Below are 20458 nucleotides of genomic sequence, written 5' to 3' on the forward strand. Positions count from 1 at the left end.
CACCTCTCCCGACTGGCGCAGCGCTATGCCTTTCCCATGACCCGCGCCCTCACCCTCATGCGCCGTCGCCTCGTCGGCAGCATCTTCGTGCTGCTGATCGTCATCATCGGCACATTCCTCCTCCTGGAAGCCGCCCCCGGTGACGCGGTCGACGCCTACATCGTCTCGACCGGCGGCGACGCCGGCATGATCGAATTGCTGCGTCATCGCTGGGGCCTCGACCAGTCCGAGCTGACACGGCTCGCGAACTATCTCTGGGCGCTGCTGCATTTCGACCTCGGCCAGTCCGTTACCTTCTCGCGGCCAATTCGCGATGTCATCCTGGAACGCCTGCCGACGACACTGCTCTTGATGGTGACCGCCACCGCGCTCTCCTTCGGTTTGGGCTCGGCGCTCGGCATCTACGCCGGCGCCAGACCCGGCAGCTTTCGCGACTGCTTCCTGTCGATCGGCTCGCTGGCGCTTTATGCCGTGCCGGGTTTCTGGCTTGGCCTGGTGCTGATCGTCGTCTTTGCCGTCGACCTGCGCTGGCTGCCGATCGGCGGCATCGAGAGCCTGGCCTCGGACAAGACCGGTTTTGACCGCGCCACCGACATCGCCGTCCACCTCGTCCTGCCGGTTTCCGCGCTCGGCTTCATCTATCTCGCGCTCTATCTGCGCATGATGCGCGCCGGCATGGCCGAGGCGTGGCGGCAGGATTTTGTGCTCGCCGCCCGCGCCAGGGGGCTGTCACGCCGCCGCATCGTGCTCGCCCATGTCGCCCGCAACGCGCTCTTGCCGCTGGTCACCATGCTCGGCCTGCAATCGGCGCAGATGCTGGGCGGCAGCGTCGTTATCGAAAGCGTCTTTGCCGTGCCCGGGCTCGGCCGGCTGGCGCACGAAGCGGTCGCTTCGCGCGACACGCCGCTGCTGCTCGGCATCATCCTCACCAGCGCCGTCCTCGTCATTGCCGTCAACCTTGCCGTCGACATCGCCTACGCCTTCCTCGACCCGCGCGTCGGCGCCGGCGAGGCCAGCGCGTGAGCGCGCTGCCGCGGTTCCTGCGCCGGCCGGAAGCGGTCGCCGGCGCGATCATCCTGGCGCTTCTGTCCGCCATGGCGCTGTTTGCGTCGCTGCTCTTCCCCGGCGACCCGCAGGCCATTGCCGGACCAGCACTGCTGCCGCCCTTCCAGGACTGGTCGCTGCCGCTCGGCACCGACCGGCTCGGCCGTGACGTGCTGGCCGAACTGTTCCACGGCGCCCGCACCTCGCTGGCGGTCGGCCTGGCGGCGGCAGCGGCGGCACTCTTCATCGGCGCGGTCGTCGGCACGCTGGCCGGCTTTGCCGGCGGCCTTGTGGACGAGGGACTGATGCGCATCACCGATGCCTTCCAGACCGTGCCGAGTTTTCTCCTGGCGCTGGCCTTCGTCAGCGTCGTCGGGCCGTCGCTCGGCGTCGTCGTCACGGCAATAGCGCTTGGCGCCTGGACCGGACCGGCGCGTGTAGCGCGCGCCGAAGTGCTGTCGATCCGCGAACGCGATTACGTCGCCGGCGCTCGCGTCATCGGCATGCATCCGCTTGAGATCGCTTTTCGCGAGGTGTTGCCCAACGCGTTGCCGCCGGTGCTGGCCTTGTCCTCGGTGATCGTGGCCGCCGCGATCCTCACCGAGGCAGCGCTGTCCTTCCTCGGTCTCGGCGACCCCAATCGCGTCACTTGGGGCGGCATGATCGCCGAGGGCCGCACTGTGCTGCGCACCGCGCCCTTTCTGTCGATCGTTCCGGGCATCGCCTTGGTGCTGACCGTGCTTGGCGTCTATCTCACCGGCGAAGGCGTGGTCGAAACGACGGCGGTGCGGAGGAGCCTGTCGTGACCGCACTGGCTGAGATACGCGATCTGTCAGTGCGCTATCGGCGAGATGGCAGCGAGGTGACGGCGCTGAAGGGGGTCAGCCTGGATGTTATTGCCGGCGAGCGGCTGGCGATCATTGGCGAAAGCGGTTCGGGCAAGAGCACGCTGGCGCTGGCGGTGGCTGGACTGCTGCCGGCGAGCGCCAAGATTGAAGGGCATGTCAAGTGGCAATTTCAGGCGCCGCGATCCTTCCCACCCCCCTCTGTCCTGCCGGACATCTCCCCCGCAAGGGGGGAGATCAGCAGCTTTGCCGACGGCTTCCCTTCTGCAACGTTCGTGGTTGGCGAAGGCGAAGATGAGAGAGCAATCTCCCCCCTTGCGGGGGAGATGTCCGGCAGGACAGAGGGGGGTGTGACGGAACGCCGACCTCTCAAATTAACCGAGCCCAGCACGCTCCCCCTTCCCGGCCGCGACATTGGTTTCGTCTTCCAGGACCCCTCCGCCAGCCTCGACCCCGTCATGAACGTCGGCAAACAGATCGCCGAAGTCGCCCGCGCCCATCTCGGACTCGACTGGCCGCAAGCCTACGCCAAGGCAAAGACCCTGCTCGAACGCGTCCGCCTGCCCGACCCACAAACCGCCATGCGTGCTTTCCCGCACCAGCTCTCCGGCGGCCAGAAGCAGCGCGTTGCTGTTGCCGCGGCCATTGCAGCCGGTCCGAAACTGCTGATCGCCGACGAGGCGACCAGCGCGCTGGACACCATTGTGCAAGCGGAAATCGTCAGCCTCATTCGGCAACTGGTGGCGGAGGACGGCATGACGCTGCTGTTCATCAGCCACGACATCGCGCTGGCCGCCGAACTCGCAGAGCGTATCGCTGTATTCCGGAACGCCGAACTGATCGAACTCGGCCCGACGGAGCAAATCATAAACGCCCCGCGCCATGCCTATACGCGAACGCTGCTCGACGCCCATCTCGGCCTCGACGCCGATCCGCTGCTACGACGGGCGCCGGCATGAACTTGCTCACCGTCTCCGGTCTTACCAAGCGATACCGTCGTGGCGGCAAGGCCATCGCGGCCGTCGACGGTGTCTCCTTCGCCATCGAACCCGGCGAGACGCTGGCGCTGGCCGGGCCCTCCGGCAGCGGCAAGTCGACGATCGCGCGGCTGGTGCTTAGGTTGATCGAGCCCGACGCCGGCACCGTCCAGTTCGACGGCGATGACTTTCTGCTCTTGAAGGGTGCGGCCCTGCGCACCAAGCGCGCGCGCCTGCAAATGGTTTTCCAGGATCCGCTCGCCGCGTTCAACCCGCGCGCCACGGTGGCTCGCGTGCTTGACGATCCCTTGCGCATCCATGCCATCGCTTCCCGCGCCGAGAGGCCGGCCCGCATTGCTGCCTTGCTGGAGCGCGTCGGGCTGGCAGCCGATCTCGCCTCGCGTGCCATTCACGAAATCTCCGGCGGCCAGCGCCAGCGCGTCGCCATCGCCCGAGCCATCGCGACCAAACCGTCGCTGATCGTGCTCGACGAAGCGGTGTCGGCGCTCGACGTTTCGGTGCGCGGACAGATCCTCGAGCTGCTGCTCGACCTGCAGGTCAGGGAACGGATCGCCTATCTCTTTATTTCCCATGACCTCGGCGTGGTGCGGGCCATCGCCCACCGCGTCGTTCTTCTCGACGCCGGGCGGATCGCCGAGAGCGGCGACGCCCGCAACGTAATCGACGCGCCGCAATCGGCAATCGGCAAGGCGCTGGTTGCGGCGGCGCCAAGATTGAACAAAAGTAGCAGGCAGGTACCATGACCGAACCAGAAGCCAGAGCCGAAAAACTGTCGCTCGAACTCGATTCCGCCTTCCGCAACCGCGCCGATCTCTACCGTCTGTTTCTCGACGAGCTGACCGGCGAACTCGGCGCGGAAAAGGCCGAGGCGATCATGATCCGCACCATCGAGCAGCGCGGCAAGGAGGTGGCGGCGGCCGCCTTCGCCCGTTTCGGACCTAACGACGCGCCGGCCATCGGCGAGGCATTTTTGGCCGTCAGCCCGGATGGCGGCCTGATGTATCCGACGGATGTCGAGCGCGGGCCGGACCACATCGCTTTCAAGGTGAAGCGTTGTCCGCTGAAGGACGCCTGGGTCGAGGCCGGTGTCGGTGATGAAAAACTCGCCACGCTCTGCCGCATCGCCGGCGCTTTCGACCGTGGTCTGTTCAAGGCAACGGGCGTGCGCTTCGACAATGTCACCTGGACGCCGGGCCACGGCTCCGGCTGCTGCCACATCGCGCTGACCAACCGGGATGCCGCCGGATAGGCAGTTGCTGATCAGCCGGCGGCAAACACATGCAGCTCCGTGCCCGCCTGTTCGGCAGCAGTGCGCAGGTCGGCCTTCGGTTCGCTGTCGGTGACGATATCGGCAATGTCATCGAGCCCGCAGATGCGTTCGAGACTGCTGCGGCCAAACTTGTCGTGGGTCACCACCAGCACCGTCGACAATGAACGCGATATCATCGCGCGTTTAACGGCTGCGGCGCCCGAGATCATGTCGCTCGGACCATCGGCGCTTATCCCCGATGCCCCGATAATGGCGACGTCGGCATTGTAGCGGCGCAGGAACTCGACGGTGTCTTCGCCCAACACGCTGCCTTCCCGGCTATCATAGGTCCCGGGGCAGAGCAGCACCCGAAAGGTCGGATTGGCGCCCGCCACCGAGGCCACGCCGGTGGAATTGGTGATGATAGTCAGGTCGCGCTTCAGCTGCGAAAGGTTGCGCGCCACCTCATAGGTGGTCGAACCGCCATCGATCATCACGATCTGGCCCTTCTCGACAAGGCTTGCCGCGCCGCGGCCGATGCGGGCGCGCTCCTCGATCAGGGTCAGGCCACGCTCCGAAATCACCGGTTCTGATGTCACCAGCGAGATCGTCGCACCGCCATAGGTGCGGTTGATCAGCCCGGCATCGCCGAGTTCGATGAGATCGCGGCGGATGGTCTCGCCGGCGACGCCGATGCGCCGTGCGAGCTTGGAGATGCGTATCGACGCCGACCGGCGCACTTCCGAAAGGATAAGCGCGTGCCGCTCCTTCTTCGTCAGTCGGCCTTGGTCCATGACTATTCCATTCCTTTTGCAGCAATCAGCGCGTCGCCAAACTCGGCAAATCCCTTCGCGCCGCGCCCGCTTGTGACGAAGGCGGGAGACGCCGGAAGCTCGCCGGCGAAGTCCAGCACATTAGCGACGCCGACGCTGTTGGGGAAGAAGCCGAACATTGGTGCATCGTTTGGACTATCGCCGACGAAGACAATGCTGTCCTTGTCATAGTCGATATCTATACCGAAACAGTCCCGCAAGAATAGCCGGCTTGTCGACAGTTTGTCGTATTTGCCGAACCAGCCATTGACGTGGATGGACGAGATTTTCGCCGTCGCGCCATAGCGCTGGAAGATGCCGACGATCTTCAGAACCTCGGTTTTGGGCAGCGGCGCCACGTCCTCGCAAAAATCGATCGCCAGATCGGCCTCGCGATAGGCCTGGTCGGCCGCGACCGCCGCACCCAGAACTTCGCGCAGAACGGTTTGCTCGATCTCCTTGAGGCGCGCGGCATCGGCCTGCCGTTCGGCAGCGCTCTTGGCGTAGTGGCGAACAATCCGCTTTTTGGCGTCGTCGTAGCGGAAATAGAAGGCGCCGTTCTCGCCGATCACGCCGTCCACCGGCCATTGCCGGGCGATCAGGTCGCACCAGCCGGCAGGGCGGCCGGTAACCGGCGCGACAATGAATCCGGCCTGCTTCAGCCGCTCGAGCGCCGCATAGGCTTTTGCCGGCAACCGCCCGTTGTCGGTCAAGGTGTCGTCTATGTCGGTCAGCACGACAGCGATGTTGCGCCGGTCCGGCGCGGTGAAGTCGGTGAGCGGACGCAGCACCCGCTCAGGCTCCCGCCGCAACCGTTTCGAGCGACGCAGCAGCGACGTCGAGCATGGTGAACCTGTCGCGGATCAGCCGCGCATTGGCGACCGCCTCGTCGTAGAAGCCAGCCGGTATGGCGACCTCTTGCGGCGTGGTTGGGGCGCCGGCGGCACGCAGTGCTGCCGCGATCTCGCGCGCCGGGCGTGCCACCCGCAGCAGCCTTTCGCGATGCGAGCGCCACTGCCTGGCCAGCATGGTGTTGACAGCGTCCGCCCGTTCGCGGTCCAGCAGCTTGGGCTTGAATGCCGCCCAGCAGGAACGTCCGAGCGTTTCGCCGAAGATTTCGATGAAGCGGTCTGGCGTATCGGCGGAGGGCGCGAGCTGCAGCTCCCGCAGCGCCAGCACGCGTTCCTGCAGCCGCGCCATCGTCAACGTCGTCACCGCTATGTGCTCGCCGTGATGCGCTTCGGGCAATCCCTGGCCCCGCATGTCGATATAGTGGGCGATCAGATGTTCGCCCTGGCTGGCCGGATAAGAGCCGCCGCACAGTGTCATGCCGAGACCGGACATGACCAGCGTGCGCACCAGCACTTCCATCGCCTCAAGGTCGCCGGTCCCGAGTTCGCCGGCCTTGGCGATGAGCGCCTTCTCGTCCTCGGCCAGAAGCATGAACGGCGCCTGCCTGTAGGGCGTGCCGAGCAACAGATGCGCCATCAGCCAATCGGTCTGCGCGGTCGGCCGCGCCATCGAATCGCCGAAGCCGGCAGCGATCAGCCGGTGCGGCGCCCGCGCCATGACATCGAGATCAAGGAAGACGCCGACCGGCAGGCTCGCCGTCAGCGATTTCTTCAGGCCGTCCTCTGTGATTGCCGCAGACACCGAGGTGTAGCCGTTCATCGACGGCGCGGTGCCGAACACCGCATAGGGCTTTTGGGTCAGATGGGCGGCATATTTGGTGATGTCATTGATCGAGCCCGATCCGACCGCGACCAGACCGCTGGCGTCTTTCGTGCGGGCGATCACCGATCGCACGGTGTCCATGTCGGGATGCGGATGGCGCGGCAGGATGATCTTGTCGACATCGCTGGAGCCGCGCAGCGCAATCGACACTCTCTCGCCGAGAGCCAGCCTTGTGTCGGGATCCATGACAACGGCGAGCCTGCGGCCGAGCGGCAGCGGCTTGACCAGCGCATCGGCTTCATCGCCGAGACCGCGCCCTATGACGATGGTCTTCAGCGGCACCGACAGCATTCCCTGGCTATCCGGGTCAGGCAGCGTGCCGGCAATCAGGCGATCGAGCATTTGTCTGGACATAGGATGCAGTCCGGTCAGTCAGCATGAAGCGGGGTCAGGGCATCGAACAAGGTGCGATACCGGCGGTAACTTCTGTCGTAGGCGGCCTTGGCGGAAGGATCAGGGTCGATCGTCTCGATGTGGCCGGCCAGCCTTTCAGCCGCCTGCTGCACTGAGGAGGTAAGGCCGATGGCTGCGGCGGCAAGGATTGCCGCACCGATCGGCGAGGCATCGGCCGCACCCGCGATCTCGACCGGCCTGCCGCTGACATCGGCACGGATTTGCGCCCATACCCGGCTGCGCGCGCCACCGCCTGAGAGCCGGATGCGATCCGTCGCGATATCGAGATCGTCCAGCCGGTCGACCACGTCGCGCATGGCAAAGGCACAGCCCTCCAGCACGGCACGGGCACAAGCGGCTTTGCCGTGGAAGGATGTCAGGCCGTAGAAAGCGGCACGCGCTTCGGCGATCCAGCGCGGCGCCATGGCACCGGACAACGCGGGCAAGAACAGCAAATCGTCGCTGCCGGCAACCACCGTCGCCGCCAGTTCCGACATCGCCGCCGGCGAATCGACGCCGAAGGTTGTTAGAAACCACGTCACCGCGCCGCCCGAGAGCCATCCGGGATTGGAGATGAAATAGCCGTCGCCGAGAAAGCCATGGGTCTCGACCAGGCCGCCGGGGTCGAGGCGAAGCGTGCCGGACACCGCGCCGACCACTTCGGCCGTGCCGAGATTGCAGGCGACGACACCGGGCACTACAACCCCGGCGCCTATGGCGGCCGAAAAATCATCGCCGGTGCCGACCGCCAGCGGCGTGCCCACAGGAAGACCGGTGAGCTCGGCGCCGGCGTGGGTCAAGGCGCCGGCGATCTCAGATGCATCGTCGATGCCGGGCAATTTGTCTGCATCGATGTCGAAGGCCGCCAGCAGATCGCCGGCATAATTGTGCTCCTTCAGCCCATAGAGCATGGTCGTCGAGGCCAGCGCGTGATCGATGACGGCACGACCGCACAACGCTGCGACCACGAATGATACCGGTTGATGCCAGAGCGCCACTCGGCGCGCTTCGGGCAGGTTGCGCGCGGCCCAGCGGATTTTCGCCGCCATATGGGTGGCGTCCAGAACGAGACCGGTGCGCTCACGGATGAAGTCCGGGTCGATGCCGGCGATCTCTCCTGCCGCCCGCCGGTCCATCCAGATGATGCACGGAGCCAGCGCCTCACCATTGCGATCGACCGCGACGCAGCCGTCGAGCTGGCCGGCAATGGCAATACCCTTGATGTCGGACGGCGCAAGCCCAGCCTTGTCGAGCGCGCCGGCAATGGCCGGCTTGAGCGCCGCCAGCCACAGCGCCGGGTTCTGTTCGGCCCAGCCGGGCGCCGGGAAGGCCGGCTGGTACAACACAGCGGCCTCGCCACGCAGCCGCAATTCGTCATCGACAACGATCGCCTTTAGGCTTTGTGTGCCGAGATCGATGCCGATGACTGGCATTAGACACGCTCGCAATCCGCGAGGACATCCCGCAGTTGCGAGAGGATAGAACCTTTCGTCGGCGAATAGGAGCCATCGAAAACCGCTGTGCCAATGGTAAAAGCGTTGGCGCCGGCCAGCTTGATTGCCTTGATCCGATCGGCTGATGCCACAGCGCCGGCGACGATCAGATGCCGCGACGGACCAAGCCCGCGCCGGGCTGCGCGCACCAGTTCGGCCGGGTCGGCCTCGGTGGCGCGATAGGCGAGGATGTCGCATCCCGCACAACCCTTCTCGGCGAAGGCCCGGCAGTCGGCCTCGACATCCTCGGCCGAACCGCCGAGCTTGGTCGGATGGCCGACCGGCCGCCCGGGAAAAGGGTAGTATTCGGTGCCGCTCCCCTCCAGCAACGCCATGATCTCGTCGACCTGGGTACCACCGAGCAGGCGCTGGATGCCGAGATCCCTGGCGATGCGCGCGGAATTAAGGCAGGCCTCAGCCGTCGTCGAGACAACTTCCATGTAAGTGGTGGCGCCTGTCCGGCCAATGGCGACAGCGAGCTTGCGCAGCACATCCGGCGCGACGCCAATATCCTTGAAGCCGACATGCTTCAGGCCGACCGGCTCAATCAAATCGACCAGGTCGAGACAGTCCTCGACCGTGCGATCGTTGCGCGTCAGCATGAAGATGAAGTCCATCCGAAAGGTCCCTCGCCTGGTCGGGAAAGCCGGTTTGCTGCCGGTCTGTTAACACCTCCCAACCATTTGTTGCAAGGTGCCACATTTTGATTTGCAGTACCACACATTTTATGACAAAACGGGCGCCGGCCCGCCAGGCACGACTTCTAGGGAGAGGGAAGAATGCTCAAGCCGCTGAGACGTACCGCGTCCAGACTGCTCGTCGCAGTCGTATTTGTGTGGCCCCTGACGTGGCAAGTGACACAAGCGGACGCGTGGGATCTGAAAGAGGCATCGAAACCCTATAGCGGCCAGGCCATCCGCATGGTCGGCGAGGCGCTGCCGCCGCTCGAAGCGCTGAAGAAGATGGCGCCGGAGTTTGAAAAACAGACCGGCATCCATGTCGAAGTCGAGATGTACGAGCACTCGGAAGCCGTCAACAAGGTGCAGCTCGATCTCAACTCGCACCGCGGCCGCTACGACGTCATCATCCAGCCGCATCGCGAACTCGGCAAGTTCGCCACCAACAACCATCTGGTCGAAATCGCCAAGATGATGGCCGACCCGGCTTTGCGCGATCCGAGCTTCGAGCCGGAGAAGCAGCTCTACCAGACCGCCTGGCACGAAATCTCCTGGTATGACGGCAAGGAGTACGGCTTCCCCTTCACAGTGCTCAACATGTTCATGTGGTATCGCTCGGACCTGCTCGCCGATCCCAAGGAGCAGGCAGGCTTCAAGGCCAAGTATGGCTACGGCCTCGCTCCCGCCAAGGACTGGAAGCAATACCGCGATATCGCCGAATGGTTCTATCGCCCCGACCAGGGTTTTTACGGCACCGCCCTGCAGGGCAAGCGCCATGAGGCACTGTGGTATGAGTGGCTCAATTTCCTTTATTCCTTCGGCGGCGACGTGCTCGACGTGAAGAGCGGCTCGGCCTGCGGCCCGGTCATCGTCAACAGCCCCAAGGCCGTCGCCTCGCTCGAATATTACAAGAGCCTGCTGCAATTCTCGCCGCCGGACAGCCTCAACTATTTCTGGGATGATGTCATGGCGCTGATGCAGCAAGCCAAGGTCGCCGAGCTGATCATGTGGAACGACGCAACCTATGCCGTGTCGGTCGACACCACGGCCTCCACCGTGGTCGGCAAGGTTGGCTTCGATCTCGTGCCGCAAGGCGACGGCGGGAAGATCGGCCAGGTCGAGGGCTGGACCTATCTCATCCCGGTCTATTCGAAGAACCAGCAGGCCGCCTTCCTCTTCGTCCAGTGGATGATGGGCTATGACCGCCAGCTCGAACAGCATCTCAATGGCGGCGCTTCAGGTCGGCCGGATGTCTATGCCTCCGCCGAGGTGCAGAAGCTGCCCTATGCCAAGGCTTCGATGGAGGCCAACGAGCATGCGGTGCCGAAGGCGACGCTGCCGCAATCGGCCGAGATGACCGACATACTAGTGCGCGAACTGTCATCCTACCTCGCCGGCGAAAAGGAGGCGCAGGCCGCCCTCGACACCGCCGCCACCGACATCTCGACACTGCTCGGTTCTTGCGCACCCATGACCTATCCGGCACGATAGGCCTTGAGATGTCGCGCAGAGGCTACCCGCACAAGCGGGTAGCCGTTCTTGTCCGCAGGAAACGCCCGTGACGAACCGCACTCCATCGCCGCGCGGAATGCCGCTTCTCGACCGTGGGGTGGGGCCGCTCTTGATGCTGCCGGCGACGCTGCTCGTCGTCGTCTTCCTGGTCGGCCCGTTCTACTACATGGTCTACACCGCGCTGACCGACCTCAGCTTCGCCGACGTCAGCCATGCCGGCGCCTTCGTCGGTTTCGACAATTTCCGCAAGCTGATGCGCAACGACCCATTCTTCTGGGCATCGTTCCTGCTGACGCTGAAATTCGTCATCATCGCCGTCGGCCTGGAATTCCTGCTCGGCTTTGCGCTGGCCTTCCTTATCTTCCGCTTCGTCGCCAGCCAGCGGCTTCTCACCACACTGCTGCTCATCCCGATGATGATCGCGCCGGTCGCCGTCGGGCTGATCTGGCGGCTGCTGTTGCAGGGCGATTTCGGCATGCTCACCTTCTACATGCGCAAGGTCGGCCTGCTGGCGCAGAATTCGGCGGTGCTTTCGGCACCCGACCTGGTGTTTCCGACCATCGTCGCCATCGATGTCTGGCAGTGGACGCCTTTCGTCACCCTGATCATGCTCGCCGGGATGATGAGCCTGCCGCGCGCGCCGTTCGAGGCGGCGATGATGGATGGCGCCAAACCGTTCCAGATTTTCCGAGACGTCATGCTGCCGCTGCTGCGGCCGGTCATCGCGCTCGTGCTGCTGCTGCGCGGCATCGACGCCTTCAAGGAGTTCGACAAGGTTTTCCTGATGACCGGCGGCGGACCGGGAACGCTGACCGAGCTGGTCTCGATCTACGCCTACCGCGTCAATTTCCGTAACTGGGACCTCGGCTACGGCGCCGCGGTCGCCTTCATGATCTATCTCGTCGTGCTGATCCTGTGCTCGGTCTTCTACAAGGCCGTCTACTGGTCGAGCCGCAAGCAGGTGGGGGCGTTTTGAGGGCGCTGCGATGATCGATCAGTCCACCAACCGCGCCTGGAAAAGCTTTGCCTGGGCGGTGTTGCCCGTCGCCGTCGTGGTGGCGCTGACGCCTTATGTCTGGATGGTGCTGGCGTCGTTCAAGAACCGCGTCGATCTTCTGTCTTCTGTGCCGAAATGGATTTTTTCGCCGACGCTTGCCAACTATCCCGCCGTCTTCATCGACAAGGGATACTGGCCGCTGGCGATCAATTCGGTGCTGATCTCGGTGTCGTCGACCATACTCTGCATCGTCATCGGCGCGCCAGCGGCCTATGGCTTTGCCCGCTCGGATTTTCCCGGCAAGGAAGACCTGTTCTTCTTCTTCCTGACCACGCGCATGGCGCCGCCGATCTCAATCGCCGTGCCGCTGTTCCTGTTCTTCACCTCGCTGGGCCTGATCGACACCATCTACGCCGTTGTGATCGCCCACACCTCCTTCAACCTGTCGCTCGTCGTCTGGATGATGCGCGGCTTCTTCGCCGAAATCCCCAGGGAGATCGACGAGGCCGCGATGATGGACGGCCGCTCGCGGCTCGGCGCATTCTTCTTCGTCGTCGCGCCGCTGGCCGCACCCGGCATCGGCGCCACAGCGGTGCTCTGCTTCATCCTGTCGTGGAACGAGTTCCTCTATGCCTTCATCCTCGTCGCTTTCGACGGGCGGCCGCTGACCGTCGGCATACCGGGGCTGGTGACGCCGCATGGCACGCTCTGGGGACAGGTCGCGGCAGTCGCGATCGTGGCAACGCTGCCGATCGTGCTTTTCACGTTCCTTGTCCAAAAACAGCTCGTCCGCGGCCTCACCTTCGGCGCGGTCAAGGGTTGAAGGGATCTTGTATGGCAATTGTTTTCGACGGCGTCACCAAGGCCTTCCCGGACGGGACGGTGGCGCTGCAGGCGCTCGATCTTGCTTTCGAGCCCGGCGAATTCCTGGTTCTGCTCGGCCCGTCCGGTTCCGGCAAGACGACAGCCTGCCGGCTGCTCGCCGGGCTGGAGCGGCCGACCGCCGGGCGCATCATGGTCGAGGGCCTCGATGTCACCGACCTGCCGCCGCGCCTGCGCGGCATGGGCATGGTGTTCCAGAACTATGCGCTCTACAGCCATAAGAGCGTCTACGAGAACATCGCCTATCCCTTGCGCATCCGAAAGATGCCGGCCGCCGAGCTTGACCGCTGCGTCCGCGCCATGGCCGAGCTGCTCGAAATCACCCGTTACCTCGACCGCCGCCCTTCGCAATTGTCGGGCGGCCAGGCGCAGCGCGTGGCTGTGGCCCGCGCACTCGTCTGGCAGCCGAGCCTCTGTCTGATGGACGAGCCGCTGTCCAATCTCGACGCCTTGTTGCGGCTCCACATGCGCACCGAGCTGAAGCGTCTGCATCGCGAGCTGAAAAAGACCTTCGTCTTCGTCACCCACGACCAGGAAGAGGCGATGACGCTGGCGACCAGGGTCGCGGTGTTGCGCGAAGGCGCACTGATCCAGTACGACGACCCGCGCGAGATCTATCGGCGGCCTGCCAATCGCTTCATCGCCGAATTCATCGGCCGTCCAGCGATGAACACGTTCGATGGCGATGTCCGCGCCGGCGTCTTCCACGCCAGCGGTTTCACTTGCCCGCTTCCGGGAAAGCCTGATGGTCCCATCGTGCTCGGCATTCGCCCGGAGCAGATCCAGCTTGTCGACGCGACTGCCGGCGACGCCATCCTGTTTGCCGTCGACGTCGTCGAACCGGTCGAGCCGGACGTGCTGATCTTCGCCAATAGCGAGGCCAACGCGCTGATCGTCAGGACTGTGAATGACGATCGCGCTTTCGATCCCGGCCAGCCGCTTTATCTACGCTTTCCGCCGGCAGCGCTGCACACATTCGATGCTGTGTCGGGAGCGCGGCTGCCGTGAGCACGCTGCTCGCTTTGGTGCCGCTGGCCGCCGCAGCCTTGGTCTGGTGGCTGTTCTACAGCTTCAACCGGTCGCGGCGCTGGTTCTCGACAGGCGAACTCATCTTCTGGGACGCCATTGCACTGGTAATCCTGCAGCTTGTCTGGCTGATCTGGTTCTGAATGCGCATTCCAGCAACGCAGATCAGTAGCCCAGCGCACAACCGTCCTTGCGAGGATCGGAGGCACCGGTGAGCGTGCCCTTTTCCCAATCGATCAGCACCAGCTGGCCGCCGCCATGCGGCTCCTCGGCGATCGAAACCTGATGGCCGCGCTGACGCAGGCCGGCGATCGCCTCAGCCGGAATCCCGCGCTCGGCCAGCACGGCATTGTCCTTGTAGAACACCCGTGGCGCATCCAGTGCCTGCTGCGGGTCCATCCCGAAATCGATCATGTTGGTCAACAGATGGACATGGCCGAACGGCTGGTAGCCGCCGCCCATCACCCCGAACGGCATCACCACCTTACCCCCTCGCGTCGCCATGCCAGGCATGATGGTGTGCATCGGTCGCTTTCGCGGCGCGATACGATTTGGATGGCCTTCCGTGAGGCGAAAACTGCTGCCGCGGTTCTGCAGCACGACGCCTGTCTTGGGACCGACGACGCCGCTGCCGAAGGAACCGAAGGTCGAGTTGATGAAGCTGACTGCATTGCGGTCGCGGTCGACCACGGAGATATAGACGGTGTCGCTGCGCGGCAGCTCAAGCCGCGGCAGATGCGTCATGGCGAGGGCCGGATCGATGGCGGCGCGCAGCCGCTCCGCATAAGCTGCCGACAGCAGTTGTTCGACGGGGACCTGGACGAAATCCTGGTCGCCGATGAAAGTATCGCGGTCCTGGTAGGCAAGCCGGCCGGCTTCGATCTCGAGATGCAGCCGCTGGGCACTGTTCGGCTCCAACGAACCAAGGCTGAAGCCCGAAAGCACATTCAGCATGATCAGCGCCGTCATGCCCTGATTGTTCGGTGGCATCTGATGGATATCGTAGCCGCGATAGGACGTATTCACCGACGTGACGTAGTCGCCTTGGGTCTCGGCGAAATCCTCCAATGCATGCAGCCCGCCCAGCGCGCGAAGACGTTCCACCAGATCGTCCGCGACTTCACCTTCATAAAACCCTGCACGGCCTCGGTTGGCGATGATGCGCAAGGTGTCCGCCAAGTGCGGCTGCCGATGCACATCGCCGGCTTGCGGCGCCCTTCCCTCGGGCAGGAATATGCGCGCGGCATGTTCATCGGCTGAGAGCAGGGCGACCTCGTCGGCCCAGTCGAAGGCGACGCGATCATGAACGACATAGCCTTGTTCGGCATAGCGAATGGCTGGCGCCAGCGCGGCGTCGATGCCCTTTTTTCCGTGGTCCTCGAGTAGCCGGCACCATGCATCGATGGCGCCTGGTATGGTCACGGCATGCGGTCCGGTTCCAGGCAGTTCGCTATGGCCCCGCTCCAGATACCAATCGGCATTTGCAGCAGCAGGCGACCGCCCCGAGCCGTTGAAGGCCAGCACCTCGCCCTCGCCTTTGGGGGAGTAGAGCACAAAACAGTCGCCGCCGATGCCGGTCGATTGCGGCTCGACGACGCCTTGCACCGCCGCAGCGCACACAGCGGCATCCATGGCATTGCCGCCGGAGCGCAGCATGTCGATAGCGGCCAGCGTCGCCAGCGGATGCGATGTCGCCGCCATCGCTTCTGTCGCGCGAACCGGCGAGCGGCCGGGGAACTGAAAATCACGCATGCAATCGCCTCCAATGATTTCGCGCCCGCCGGCCGCAGCCTTCAATGCTTGATGCGGTCGCGCATCGCGTACCACAACATCCCCAGCACATAGAGCGGACCGCGTAGCGCGGTTCCACCCGGGAACGGCATCGGCGTCAGCGTCGAGAACAGATCGAGCCGTGAGGCATCACCGGTGATCGCTTCGGCGAGCAGTTTGCCCGACAGCGTCGACAGGATGACGCCCTTGCCGGAATAGCCATGCGCGAAATAGACCTCGCCATAGTGCCCGACATGCGGCAGCCGCGATGTCGTCACCGACACCAGCCCGCCCCAGGCATGGTCGATGCGGCAGCCCTTCAGTTGCGGGAAGGTGGCCTCCATGTGCGGCCGCACGAAGCCGGCGATGTCGGCCGGCGGCGATGGCGTGTAGCGCTCGCCGCCGCCGAACAGCAGCCGACCGTCCGCCGACATGCGGTAGTAGTTGACGACGAAGCGCGTGTCGGACACCGCGACATTGGCCGGGATGACATTGTGTTTGCCCTCCAGCGGTTCGGTGGCGACGATGTAGTTGCCGACCGGCATGATGCGGCTGTTGACGCGCGGCTCCAGCCCATGCAGCAACGCGTCGCCGGCCAGCACGACATGTTTGGCCCTTACCGACCCCTGCGCCGTCGAGACCCGGATCGAAGGCTCGCGCTCCAGCTTTACCGCGACGGAATTTTCATGGATGACGACACCGGCCGCCACGGCGGCACGGGCAAGGCCGAGCGTGTAGTTCAGCGGATGCATATGGCCGCCAAGCGGCTCATACATCGCGCCATGATAGGGCGTGTCCACCTTGCCGCGTGCCTGCGCCGCCGACAGGATCTCGACGTCGCGGAACTTCATCACGCTCTCGAGGCATTTGGCCTCGTCTTCGAGATCCCTGAGGTCGGAGCCATTAACGGCACCGACGAGATGGCCGGTCAGCCGCAGATCGCAATCGATGGCGTGGCGCTCGATGATGTCGAGCACCAGGCCCCGCGCCTCGAAGGCGAGGTCGAACAGCGCCTTCGCCCGCTCGGGGCCGTAAAGCTTGACCAACCCCTTGGCGCCTTTGCGCAGGCCAGGGATCATCTGGCCGCCATTGCGGCCCGACGCGCCCCAGCCGATCTTGCCGCCTTCGAGCAGCACCACCTTCAGGCCGCGCTCGGCGGCATGAAGGGCGGCCGACAGGCCGGTGCAGCCGCCGCCGACCACCACCAGATCGGCGCCGACATCTCCCACCAGCGCCGGATGGTCCGGCGCCGGATTGGCGGTGGCGACATAATAGGAATTGCCGATATCGAGGCTCGAATTGAAACCTGTTGAGCCGGAGGCCATGATCACACCTTCAGCAGCAAATGGTCGCGTTCCCAGCTCGTCACCACGCTCTGGAACAGGTCGAGTTCGACGCTCTTGACGCGCAGATAGGTCTGGAAAAAATCCTCGCCGAGCAATGCCCGCACCGGCTCGCAAGCAATGAAACGATCAAGCGCCTCCTCCATCGTTTTCGGCAGCGTGCTTTTGATCCTGTAGGCATTGCCCGAGGCCTCAGCCGAGCGCGCCAGCTTCTGCTCGACGCCGAGATAGCCGGCAAGCAGCGAACCGGCGATCGCCAGATAGGGATTGCAATCCGCTCCCGGCAAGCGGTTCTCTACCCGCCGGGCGGCGCGGCCACCTGCCGGCACGCGCAGGCCGCAAGAGCGGTTGTCATGCGACCATTCGATGTTGGCCGGTGCGCTGTGGTTCGGCCGGATGCGGCGGAACGAGTTCACGTTGGGTGCGAACAGCGGCATGATCTCGGGCACATATCTCTGCAGGCCGCCGATGAAATGGCCGAACATTTCGGTGTCTGCATCATCTCTGTCGGCAAACAGCGCGGCGCCTGTCGTTTCATCGACGACAGACATGTGCAGATGCATCGAGCTTCCCGCCTGCGCCGCGATCGGCTTGGCCATGAAGGTCGCGTGCATGCCGCTCTGCTGCGCCGCCTGGCGAGTCAGCCGCTTGAACAGCAGCACCTGGTCGGCGAGCGGCACCGCGTCGCCGTGCAAGAGATTGATCTCCAGCTGCGCGGTGCCGGACTCATGGATCAGCGTGTCGAGCGGCAGGCCGGCGGCTGCGGCATAATCATAGACGCGCCTTATCACCGGCTCGAATTCTTCCAGCGCCACCATGTCATAGGGATGCTGCGAGCCCTCGGCGCGGCCATTGGCGCCAACCGGTGCCGTCAGCGGCTGGTCGGGATTCGGATTGGGCGCGGTCAGATAGAATTCGATTTCCGGCGCCACCACCGCGCGCCAACCGCGCTTCCGGTAGAGATCGAGCACGGCGCGCAGCACATGTCGTGGCGAGGCCATCCAGGGCTTGCCTTGCATGTGGAAGGCGTCGGCGAAGACATAGGCTTTGCCGACGCCACCGCCCGGCGCCAGGCACAGCGTCGACATATCAGGCACCATGCGCATATCCGGGTCTTGATAGGCAAAGCCTTCGTCGATGGAACCGGAGTAGCGGCCATCGATGCTGACCAGGAAAGCGCTGCTCGGCAGGTAGAGTGCGCGGTCTTCCAGCGCCTTGAGGAATTTCACCGTCGGCAGCGCCTTGCCGCGCAGCACGCCATTCATGTCGGGCACCAGGCACTCGACCTCCGTGATGCCGTGCTGGGCGAGCCAGGCCTTGGGATCGTTGCCGGTGAAGAGAGCGGTGTTGGTATTTTTGTCCTGCATTTTGGTTCACGTACCTATGAGAGAGAGTATGGCTTGCGCGGCCACATCCGTTCCAGGGGTCAGCGCCATCTTGGCAGCATTGTCCCTGAGGCGGGCGCGCATCGCATCGTCGGCCAGCAGGCCGAGAATGGCTCTCTCCAATCCCCCTTCCGTCCAGGCGTCGCGGCCGATATGGTCGCCGACACCTGTCTCTCCCGCGCGTTGCGCATTGTCGTGACCGTCCCAGCAATAGGGCATGATCAGCGACGGCACGCCGAAGCGCAGCGCCTCGCAAAAGCTGTTGTTGCCGCCATGGTGGATGAACAGGTCCGACTTCGCCACCACCGAAGGCTGCGGAAACCAGGCGTCGAGATAGACATTGTCCGGCACCGCGCGATAGGCGTCGCGCAGGCCGCCGGCATTGACGATGAAGCGCGCCGGCAGCCGGTCGAAGACGGCGAGCATGCGTTCGATCAGCCCGACATCCATCGCGCCGAGACTGCCGAAGCTGACATAGACCAGCGGCCCGCCATTGCGCGGAAACACCGGCACCTCGAACGGCCCTTCCGAGCGCACGCAGCCTTCGAGATAGACGAAGCGTTTGGGGTCGAGCGGCTCGGCCCGCTCACGCCGTACGATCGCTGGCGTCAGCAGCAGATTGAGGTCGGGTGATGTCTCGAGGAACAGGCCCTTGGGCAACGGCGCCAGGCCGGCATCCGCGCGAAAACGGTTGAAGCGCTCATGCGCGGGTGCGGAGGCCGCCAGATAGCGCGCTTCGAACGCCGCACGTTGCGGGTCGTCGGCACCCATCCCCGAGAGATAGGGCGGCACCTCGGCATCCGGCAGTTCCGTCTCGGCACAGGAGACGACGCGCACCCACGGGCAGCCGGCGGCGGCGATCGCCGGGAACATGATGACGTTGTCGAGCACCACCACATCCGGCTTCAGCCGCGCCAGCAATTGGCGCAGCGGCGCCTCGGCGTTGACGGCGGTGTCGACGATCGCTTGCCAGGTCGGCGCGACATAGGTCTCGAGCTGGTCGATCGGGCTCAGCCGGAAATGCGGCAGGTGCCGGCGCACGAAGGCCTGCCAATAGCTCTGCCGCTCGCTGTCGCTCAGCGGCTCATCCGTCGGCAGATGGTATTCCTGGAAGCCATAGTCGGTAAAGACGCCGGAGAAGCCGGCATGGCAGATGAAGACGGGGCGAGCGCCCCGTGCGCGCAATGCCTGTGCGATACCGACGCAATTCAACGCGGCGCCGAAACTGGCTTCGGGAAACAGCGCGATGGTCGGGCTGGCTTTACGCGTCAATTATTCCTCTTCAATCCGGCCGGCTGATCATGCCGAACAGTGCGGGAGCTCCGCGGCTGGCTGCTTGCGGTCGCTGGCTGCGGGAGAGCCGCAGGTGGATGCGAAGCAGATCGGCAGCCACCTCATACTGCCGGCTTTCAAGATAGTCGAGTATGCCCGAGTGTTCGCGCAACGATTGCCGCAGCCGAAACACGTTGACGCCGGAATAGATGCCCGGCAGCCGGCGCAGGCGGAGATGATCGGCCAATGCATCCGACACAAAACGGTTGGCGCAGCCCTCGGCGATCATGCCATGAAAATCCATGTCCAGCCGCTGGAACTCGCGCGTGTCGAATGTCTCGTCCGGCAGCGCTGCAAGCGCTTCCATGCCTTGCCGCAACATTGCTGCCCGCGCCCCGTCCAGCCGAAAGCCTGGCGTCAGGATGGCCGCCGGCTCCAGCACCAGGCGGAACTCGTAGCTTTCGCCTTGCGCCTCCGGATCGTCCGGCGCGCGGCGAAACAACCAGGATTGCCCAGGCGCACGATCCAGAAGATTCTCGTCGGTCAGTTTGTTAAGTGCTTTTAGTACCGTCTTGCGATCAGCGTCGTAGCGTCGCATCAGCCCCGCGATGGTCACCGTCTGGTCCAACCGTCGCGCCGAGCGGTCGCGCAGGATGGCTTCGGCGAGCTCGTCTTCCTCCGCACTGGGTAGTTCGGCGGCAATGGCGGGCTGGGCGGCGAGGTCGACCGTCAGATGATAACCGCTGTCGGCCTCCCAGCGCACCACGCCCCGTTCCGCGAGCAGGCCGAGTGCGGCGCGTACGGGCGTGCGCGAGACATTGCACAGCGAGGCGATCTGCTGTTCGGGCAGGCGGGCGCCAGGCTCGAAGCCACGCTGCCGCGCCACATCCAGGATGCGCTGCGCCAGATCGAGATGGTTGGTGCGAGGTCGTCTGGCTACGGCTTGCATGACTTTTCTCGAATGCGAATGTGGCGCATTGGTCTGGCTGATCGCCGGAACAGGGACAATCGGCCAAATTCCTCCGT

Annotated in this window: 20 protein-coding genes; 10 read left to right on the top strand and 10 right to left on the bottom strand. The window is 64.6% G+C overall.

The window, feature by feature from the left end:
* Positions 1 to 36: 36 nt before the first annotated feature.
* From NKK52_RS20755 to NKK52_RS20775, 5 genes are read left to right on the top strand one after another with little or no spacing between them, the layout of a single operon-like run.
* Positions 37 to 1023 (top strand): ABC transporter permease, encoded by a 987-nt coding sequence (locus NKK52_RS20755; RefSeq protein WP_023682990.1) that lies wholly within the window; start codon positions 37 to 39, stop codon positions 1021 to 1023.
* Entirely contained in the window at positions 1020 to 1850 is an 831-nt protein-coding gene (locus NKK52_RS20760) for an ABC transporter permease (RefSeq protein ID WP_352629718.1), read from the top strand. The genes NKK52_RS20755 and NKK52_RS20760 overlap by 4 nt, the downstream gene beginning before the upstream one ends.
* Positions 1847 to 2848, top strand: a complete 1002-nt coding sequence (locus tag NKK52_RS20765) for an ABC transporter ATP-binding protein (protein WP_023685728.1) — start codon at positions 1847 to 1849, stop codon at positions 2846 to 2848. Before NKK52_RS20760 ends, NKK52_RS20765 begins: the two co-directional genes overlap by 4 nt.
* On the top strand, positions 2845 to 3630 hold the full coding sequence (locus NKK52_RS20770; protein WP_023685727.1) for an ATP-binding cassette domain-containing protein: 786 nt from the start codon (positions 2845 to 2847) through the stop codon (positions 3628 to 3630). Before NKK52_RS20765 ends, NKK52_RS20770 begins: the two co-directional genes overlap by 4 nt.
* Positions 3627 to 4136 carry an L-2-amino-thiazoline-4-carboxylic acid hydrolase gene (locus NKK52_RS20775; protein ID WP_023685726.1) on the top strand — a complete coding sequence of 170 codons (510 nt, stop codon included), beginning with the start codon at positions 3627 to 3629 and terminating at the stop codon, positions 4134 to 4136. The genes NKK52_RS20770 and NKK52_RS20775 overlap by 4 nt, the downstream gene beginning before the upstream one ends.
* Before the next feature lie 11 nt (positions 4137 to 4147).
* On the opposite strand, the gene NKK52_RS20780 is transcribed toward NKK52_RS20775, so the two are convergent.
* The 5 genes from NKK52_RS20780 to NKK52_RS20800 are packed head-to-tail and all read right to left on the bottom strand — an operon-like array spanning position 4148 to position 9185.
* Positions 4148 to 4930, bottom strand: coding sequence for a DeoR/GlpR family DNA-binding transcription regulator (locus tag NKK52_RS20780; RefSeq protein ID WP_023672930.1), 783 nt, complete (start codon positions 4928 to 4930; stop codon positions 4148 to 4150).
* A gap of 2 nt (positions 4931 to 4932) precedes the next feature.
* The gene (locus NKK52_RS20785; RefSeq protein ID WP_023685724.1) at positions 4933 to 5736 is read right to left on the bottom strand and encodes an HAD-IIB family hydrolase; all 804 of its coding nucleotides are present in this window, start codon (positions 5734 to 5736) and stop codon (positions 4933 to 4935) included.
* 7 nt (positions 5737 to 5743) lie between these two features.
* Positions 5744 to 7036: an iron-containing alcohol dehydrogenase gene (locus NKK52_RS20790; RefSeq protein WP_084559036.1), complete on the bottom strand. Its 1293-nt coding sequence runs from the start codon at positions 7034 to 7036 to the stop codon at positions 5744 to 5746.
* Between the two features lie 14 nt (positions 7037 to 7050).
* Positions 7051 to 8508, bottom strand: coding sequence for a xylulokinase (locus NKK52_RS20795; protein WP_023685722.1), 1458 nt, complete (start codon positions 8506 to 8508; stop codon positions 7051 to 7053).
* A complete protein-coding gene (locus NKK52_RS20800; protein WP_023672934.1) occupies positions 8508 to 9185 on the bottom strand; it encodes a beta/alpha barrel domain-containing protein in 678 nt (225 codons plus the stop codon). Before NKK52_RS20800 ends, NKK52_RS20795 begins: the two co-directional genes overlap by 1 nt.
* A 237-nt stretch (positions 9186 to 9422) precedes the next feature.
* Between NKK52_RS20800 and NKK52_RS20805 the strand changes: the two genes are divergently transcribed.
* The 5 genes from NKK52_RS20805 (at position 9423) to NKK52_RS20825 (ending at position 13805) form a co-directional block, all read left to right on the top strand.
* Complete coding sequence (locus NKK52_RS20805; protein WP_023685721.1) at positions 9423 to 10736, top strand: ABC transporter substrate-binding protein; 1314 nt, start codon at positions 9423 to 9425, stop codon at positions 10734 to 10736.
* 67 nt (positions 10737 to 10803) lie between these two features.
* Positions 10804 to 11733: a carbohydrate ABC transporter permease gene (locus tag NKK52_RS20810; RefSeq protein WP_156939316.1), complete on the top strand. Its 930-nt coding sequence runs from the start codon at positions 10804 to 10806 to the stop codon at positions 11731 to 11733.
* A 10-nt stretch (positions 11734 to 11743) separates the two neighbouring features.
* Positions 11744 to 12577: a carbohydrate ABC transporter permease gene (locus NKK52_RS20815; protein ID WP_352629725.1), complete on the top strand. Its 834-nt coding sequence runs from the start codon at positions 11744 to 11746 to the stop codon at positions 12575 to 12577.
* An 11-nt stretch (positions 12578 to 12588) separates the two neighbouring features.
* Positions 12589 to 13644: an ABC transporter ATP-binding protein gene (locus tag NKK52_RS20820; RefSeq protein WP_023685718.1), complete on the top strand. Its 1056-nt coding sequence runs from the start codon at positions 12589 to 12591 to the stop codon at positions 13642 to 13644.
* The gene (locus tag NKK52_RS20825; protein ID WP_023685717.1) at positions 13641 to 13805 is read left to right on the top strand and encodes a hypothetical protein; all 165 of its coding nucleotides are present in this window, start codon (positions 13641 to 13643) and stop codon (positions 13803 to 13805) included. The genes NKK52_RS20820 and NKK52_RS20825 overlap by 4 nt, the downstream gene beginning before the upstream one ends.
* 22 nt (positions 13806 to 13827) lie before the next feature.
* Here NKK52_RS20825 and ggt read toward each other — a convergent pair whose 3' ends face one another.
* The 5 genes from ggt to NKK52_RS20850 are packed head-to-tail and all read right to left on the bottom strand — an operon-like array spanning position 13828 to position 20381.
* Positions 13828 to 15414: a gamma-glutamyltransferase gene (ggt, locus tag NKK52_RS20830; protein WP_023685716.1), complete on the bottom strand. Its 1587-nt coding sequence runs from the start codon at positions 15412 to 15414 to the stop codon at positions 13828 to 13830.
* A 41-nt stretch (positions 15415 to 15455) separates the two neighbouring features.
* Positions 15456 to 16757 carry an NAD(P)/FAD-dependent oxidoreductase gene (locus NKK52_RS20835; protein WP_031201307.1) on the bottom strand — a complete coding sequence of 434 codons (1302 nt, stop codon included), beginning with the start codon at positions 16755 to 16757 and terminating at the stop codon, positions 15456 to 15458.
* A 2-nt stretch (positions 16758 to 16759) separates the two neighbouring features.
* The gene (locus tag NKK52_RS20840; protein WP_023685714.1) at positions 16760 to 18142 is read right to left on the bottom strand and encodes a glutamine synthetase family protein; all 1383 of its coding nucleotides are present in this window, start codon (positions 18140 to 18142) and stop codon (positions 16760 to 16762) included.
* 6 nt (positions 18143 to 18148) lie between these two features.
* Positions 18149 to 19432, bottom strand: coding sequence for a glycosyltransferase (locus NKK52_RS20845; RefSeq protein ID WP_023685713.1), 1284 nt, complete (start codon positions 19430 to 19432; stop codon positions 18149 to 18151).
* 10 nt (positions 19433 to 19442) lie between these two features.
* A complete protein-coding gene (locus NKK52_RS20850; RefSeq protein ID WP_023685712.1) occupies positions 19443 to 20381 on the bottom strand; it encodes a GntR family transcriptional regulator in 939 nt (312 codons plus the stop codon).
* Positions 20382 to 20458: the final 77 nt, after the last annotated feature.

It is taken from the genome of Mesorhizobium sp. C277A (assembly GCF_040324395.1).
Lineage (GTDB): Bacteria > Pseudomonadota > Alphaproteobacteria > Rhizobiales > Rhizobiaceae > Mesorhizobium.

What these genes read in the sequence shown, in the direction of transcription:
- NKK52_RS20755 (WP_023682990.1), top strand. Translation starts at nt 37, where the DNA reads ATGACCCGCGCCCTCACCCTCATGCGCCGTCGCCTCGTCGGCAGCATC.
- NKK52_RS20770 (WP_023685727.1), top strand. Translation starts at nt 2,845, where the DNA reads ATGAACTTGCTCACCGTCTCCGGTCTTACCAAGCGATACCGTCGTGGC.
- NKK52_RS20775 (WP_023685726.1), top strand. Translation starts at nt 3,627, where the DNA reads ATGACCGAACCAGAAGCCAGAGCCGAAAAACTGTCGCTCGAACTCGAT.
- NKK52_RS20780 (WP_023672930.1), bottom strand. Translation starts at nt 4,930, where the DNA reads ATGGACCAAGGCCGACTGACGAAGAAGGAGCGGCACGCGCTTATCCTT.
- NKK52_RS20790 (WP_084559036.1), bottom strand. Translation starts at nt 7,036, where the DNA reads ATGTCCAGACAAATGCTCGATCGCCTGATTGCCGGCACGCTGCCTGAC.
- NKK52_RS20795 (WP_023685722.1), bottom strand. Translation starts at nt 8,508, where the DNA reads ATGCCAGTCATCGGCATCGATCTCGGCACACAAAGCCTAAAGGCGATC.
- NKK52_RS20800 (WP_023672934.1), bottom strand. Translation starts at nt 9,185, where the DNA reads ATGGACTTCATCTTCATGCTGACGCGCAACGATCGCACGGTCGAGGAC.
- NKK52_RS20815 (WP_352629725.1), top strand. Translation starts at nt 11,744, where the DNA reads ATGATCGATCAGTCCACCAACCGCGCCTGGAAAAGCTTTGCCTGGGCG.
- NKK52_RS20820 (WP_023685718.1), top strand. Translation starts at nt 12,589, where the DNA reads ATGGCAATTGTTTTCGACGGCGTCACCAAGGCCTTCCCGGACGGGACG.
- ggt (WP_023685716.1), bottom strand. Translation starts at nt 15,414, where the DNA reads ATGCGTGATTTTCAGTTCCCCGGCCGCTCGCCGGTTCGCGCGACAGAA.
- NKK52_RS20835 (WP_031201307.1), bottom strand. Translation starts at nt 16,757, where the DNA reads ATGGCCTCCGGCTCAACAGGTTTCAATTCGAGCCTCGATATCGGCAAT.
- NKK52_RS20840 (WP_023685714.1), bottom strand. Translation starts at nt 18,142, where the DNA reads ATGCAGGACAAAAATACCAACACCGCTCTCTTCACCGGCAACGATCCC.
- NKK52_RS20850 (WP_023685712.1), bottom strand. Translation starts at nt 20,381, where the DNA reads ATGCAAGCCGTAGCCAGACGACCTCGCACCAACCATCTCGATCTGGCG.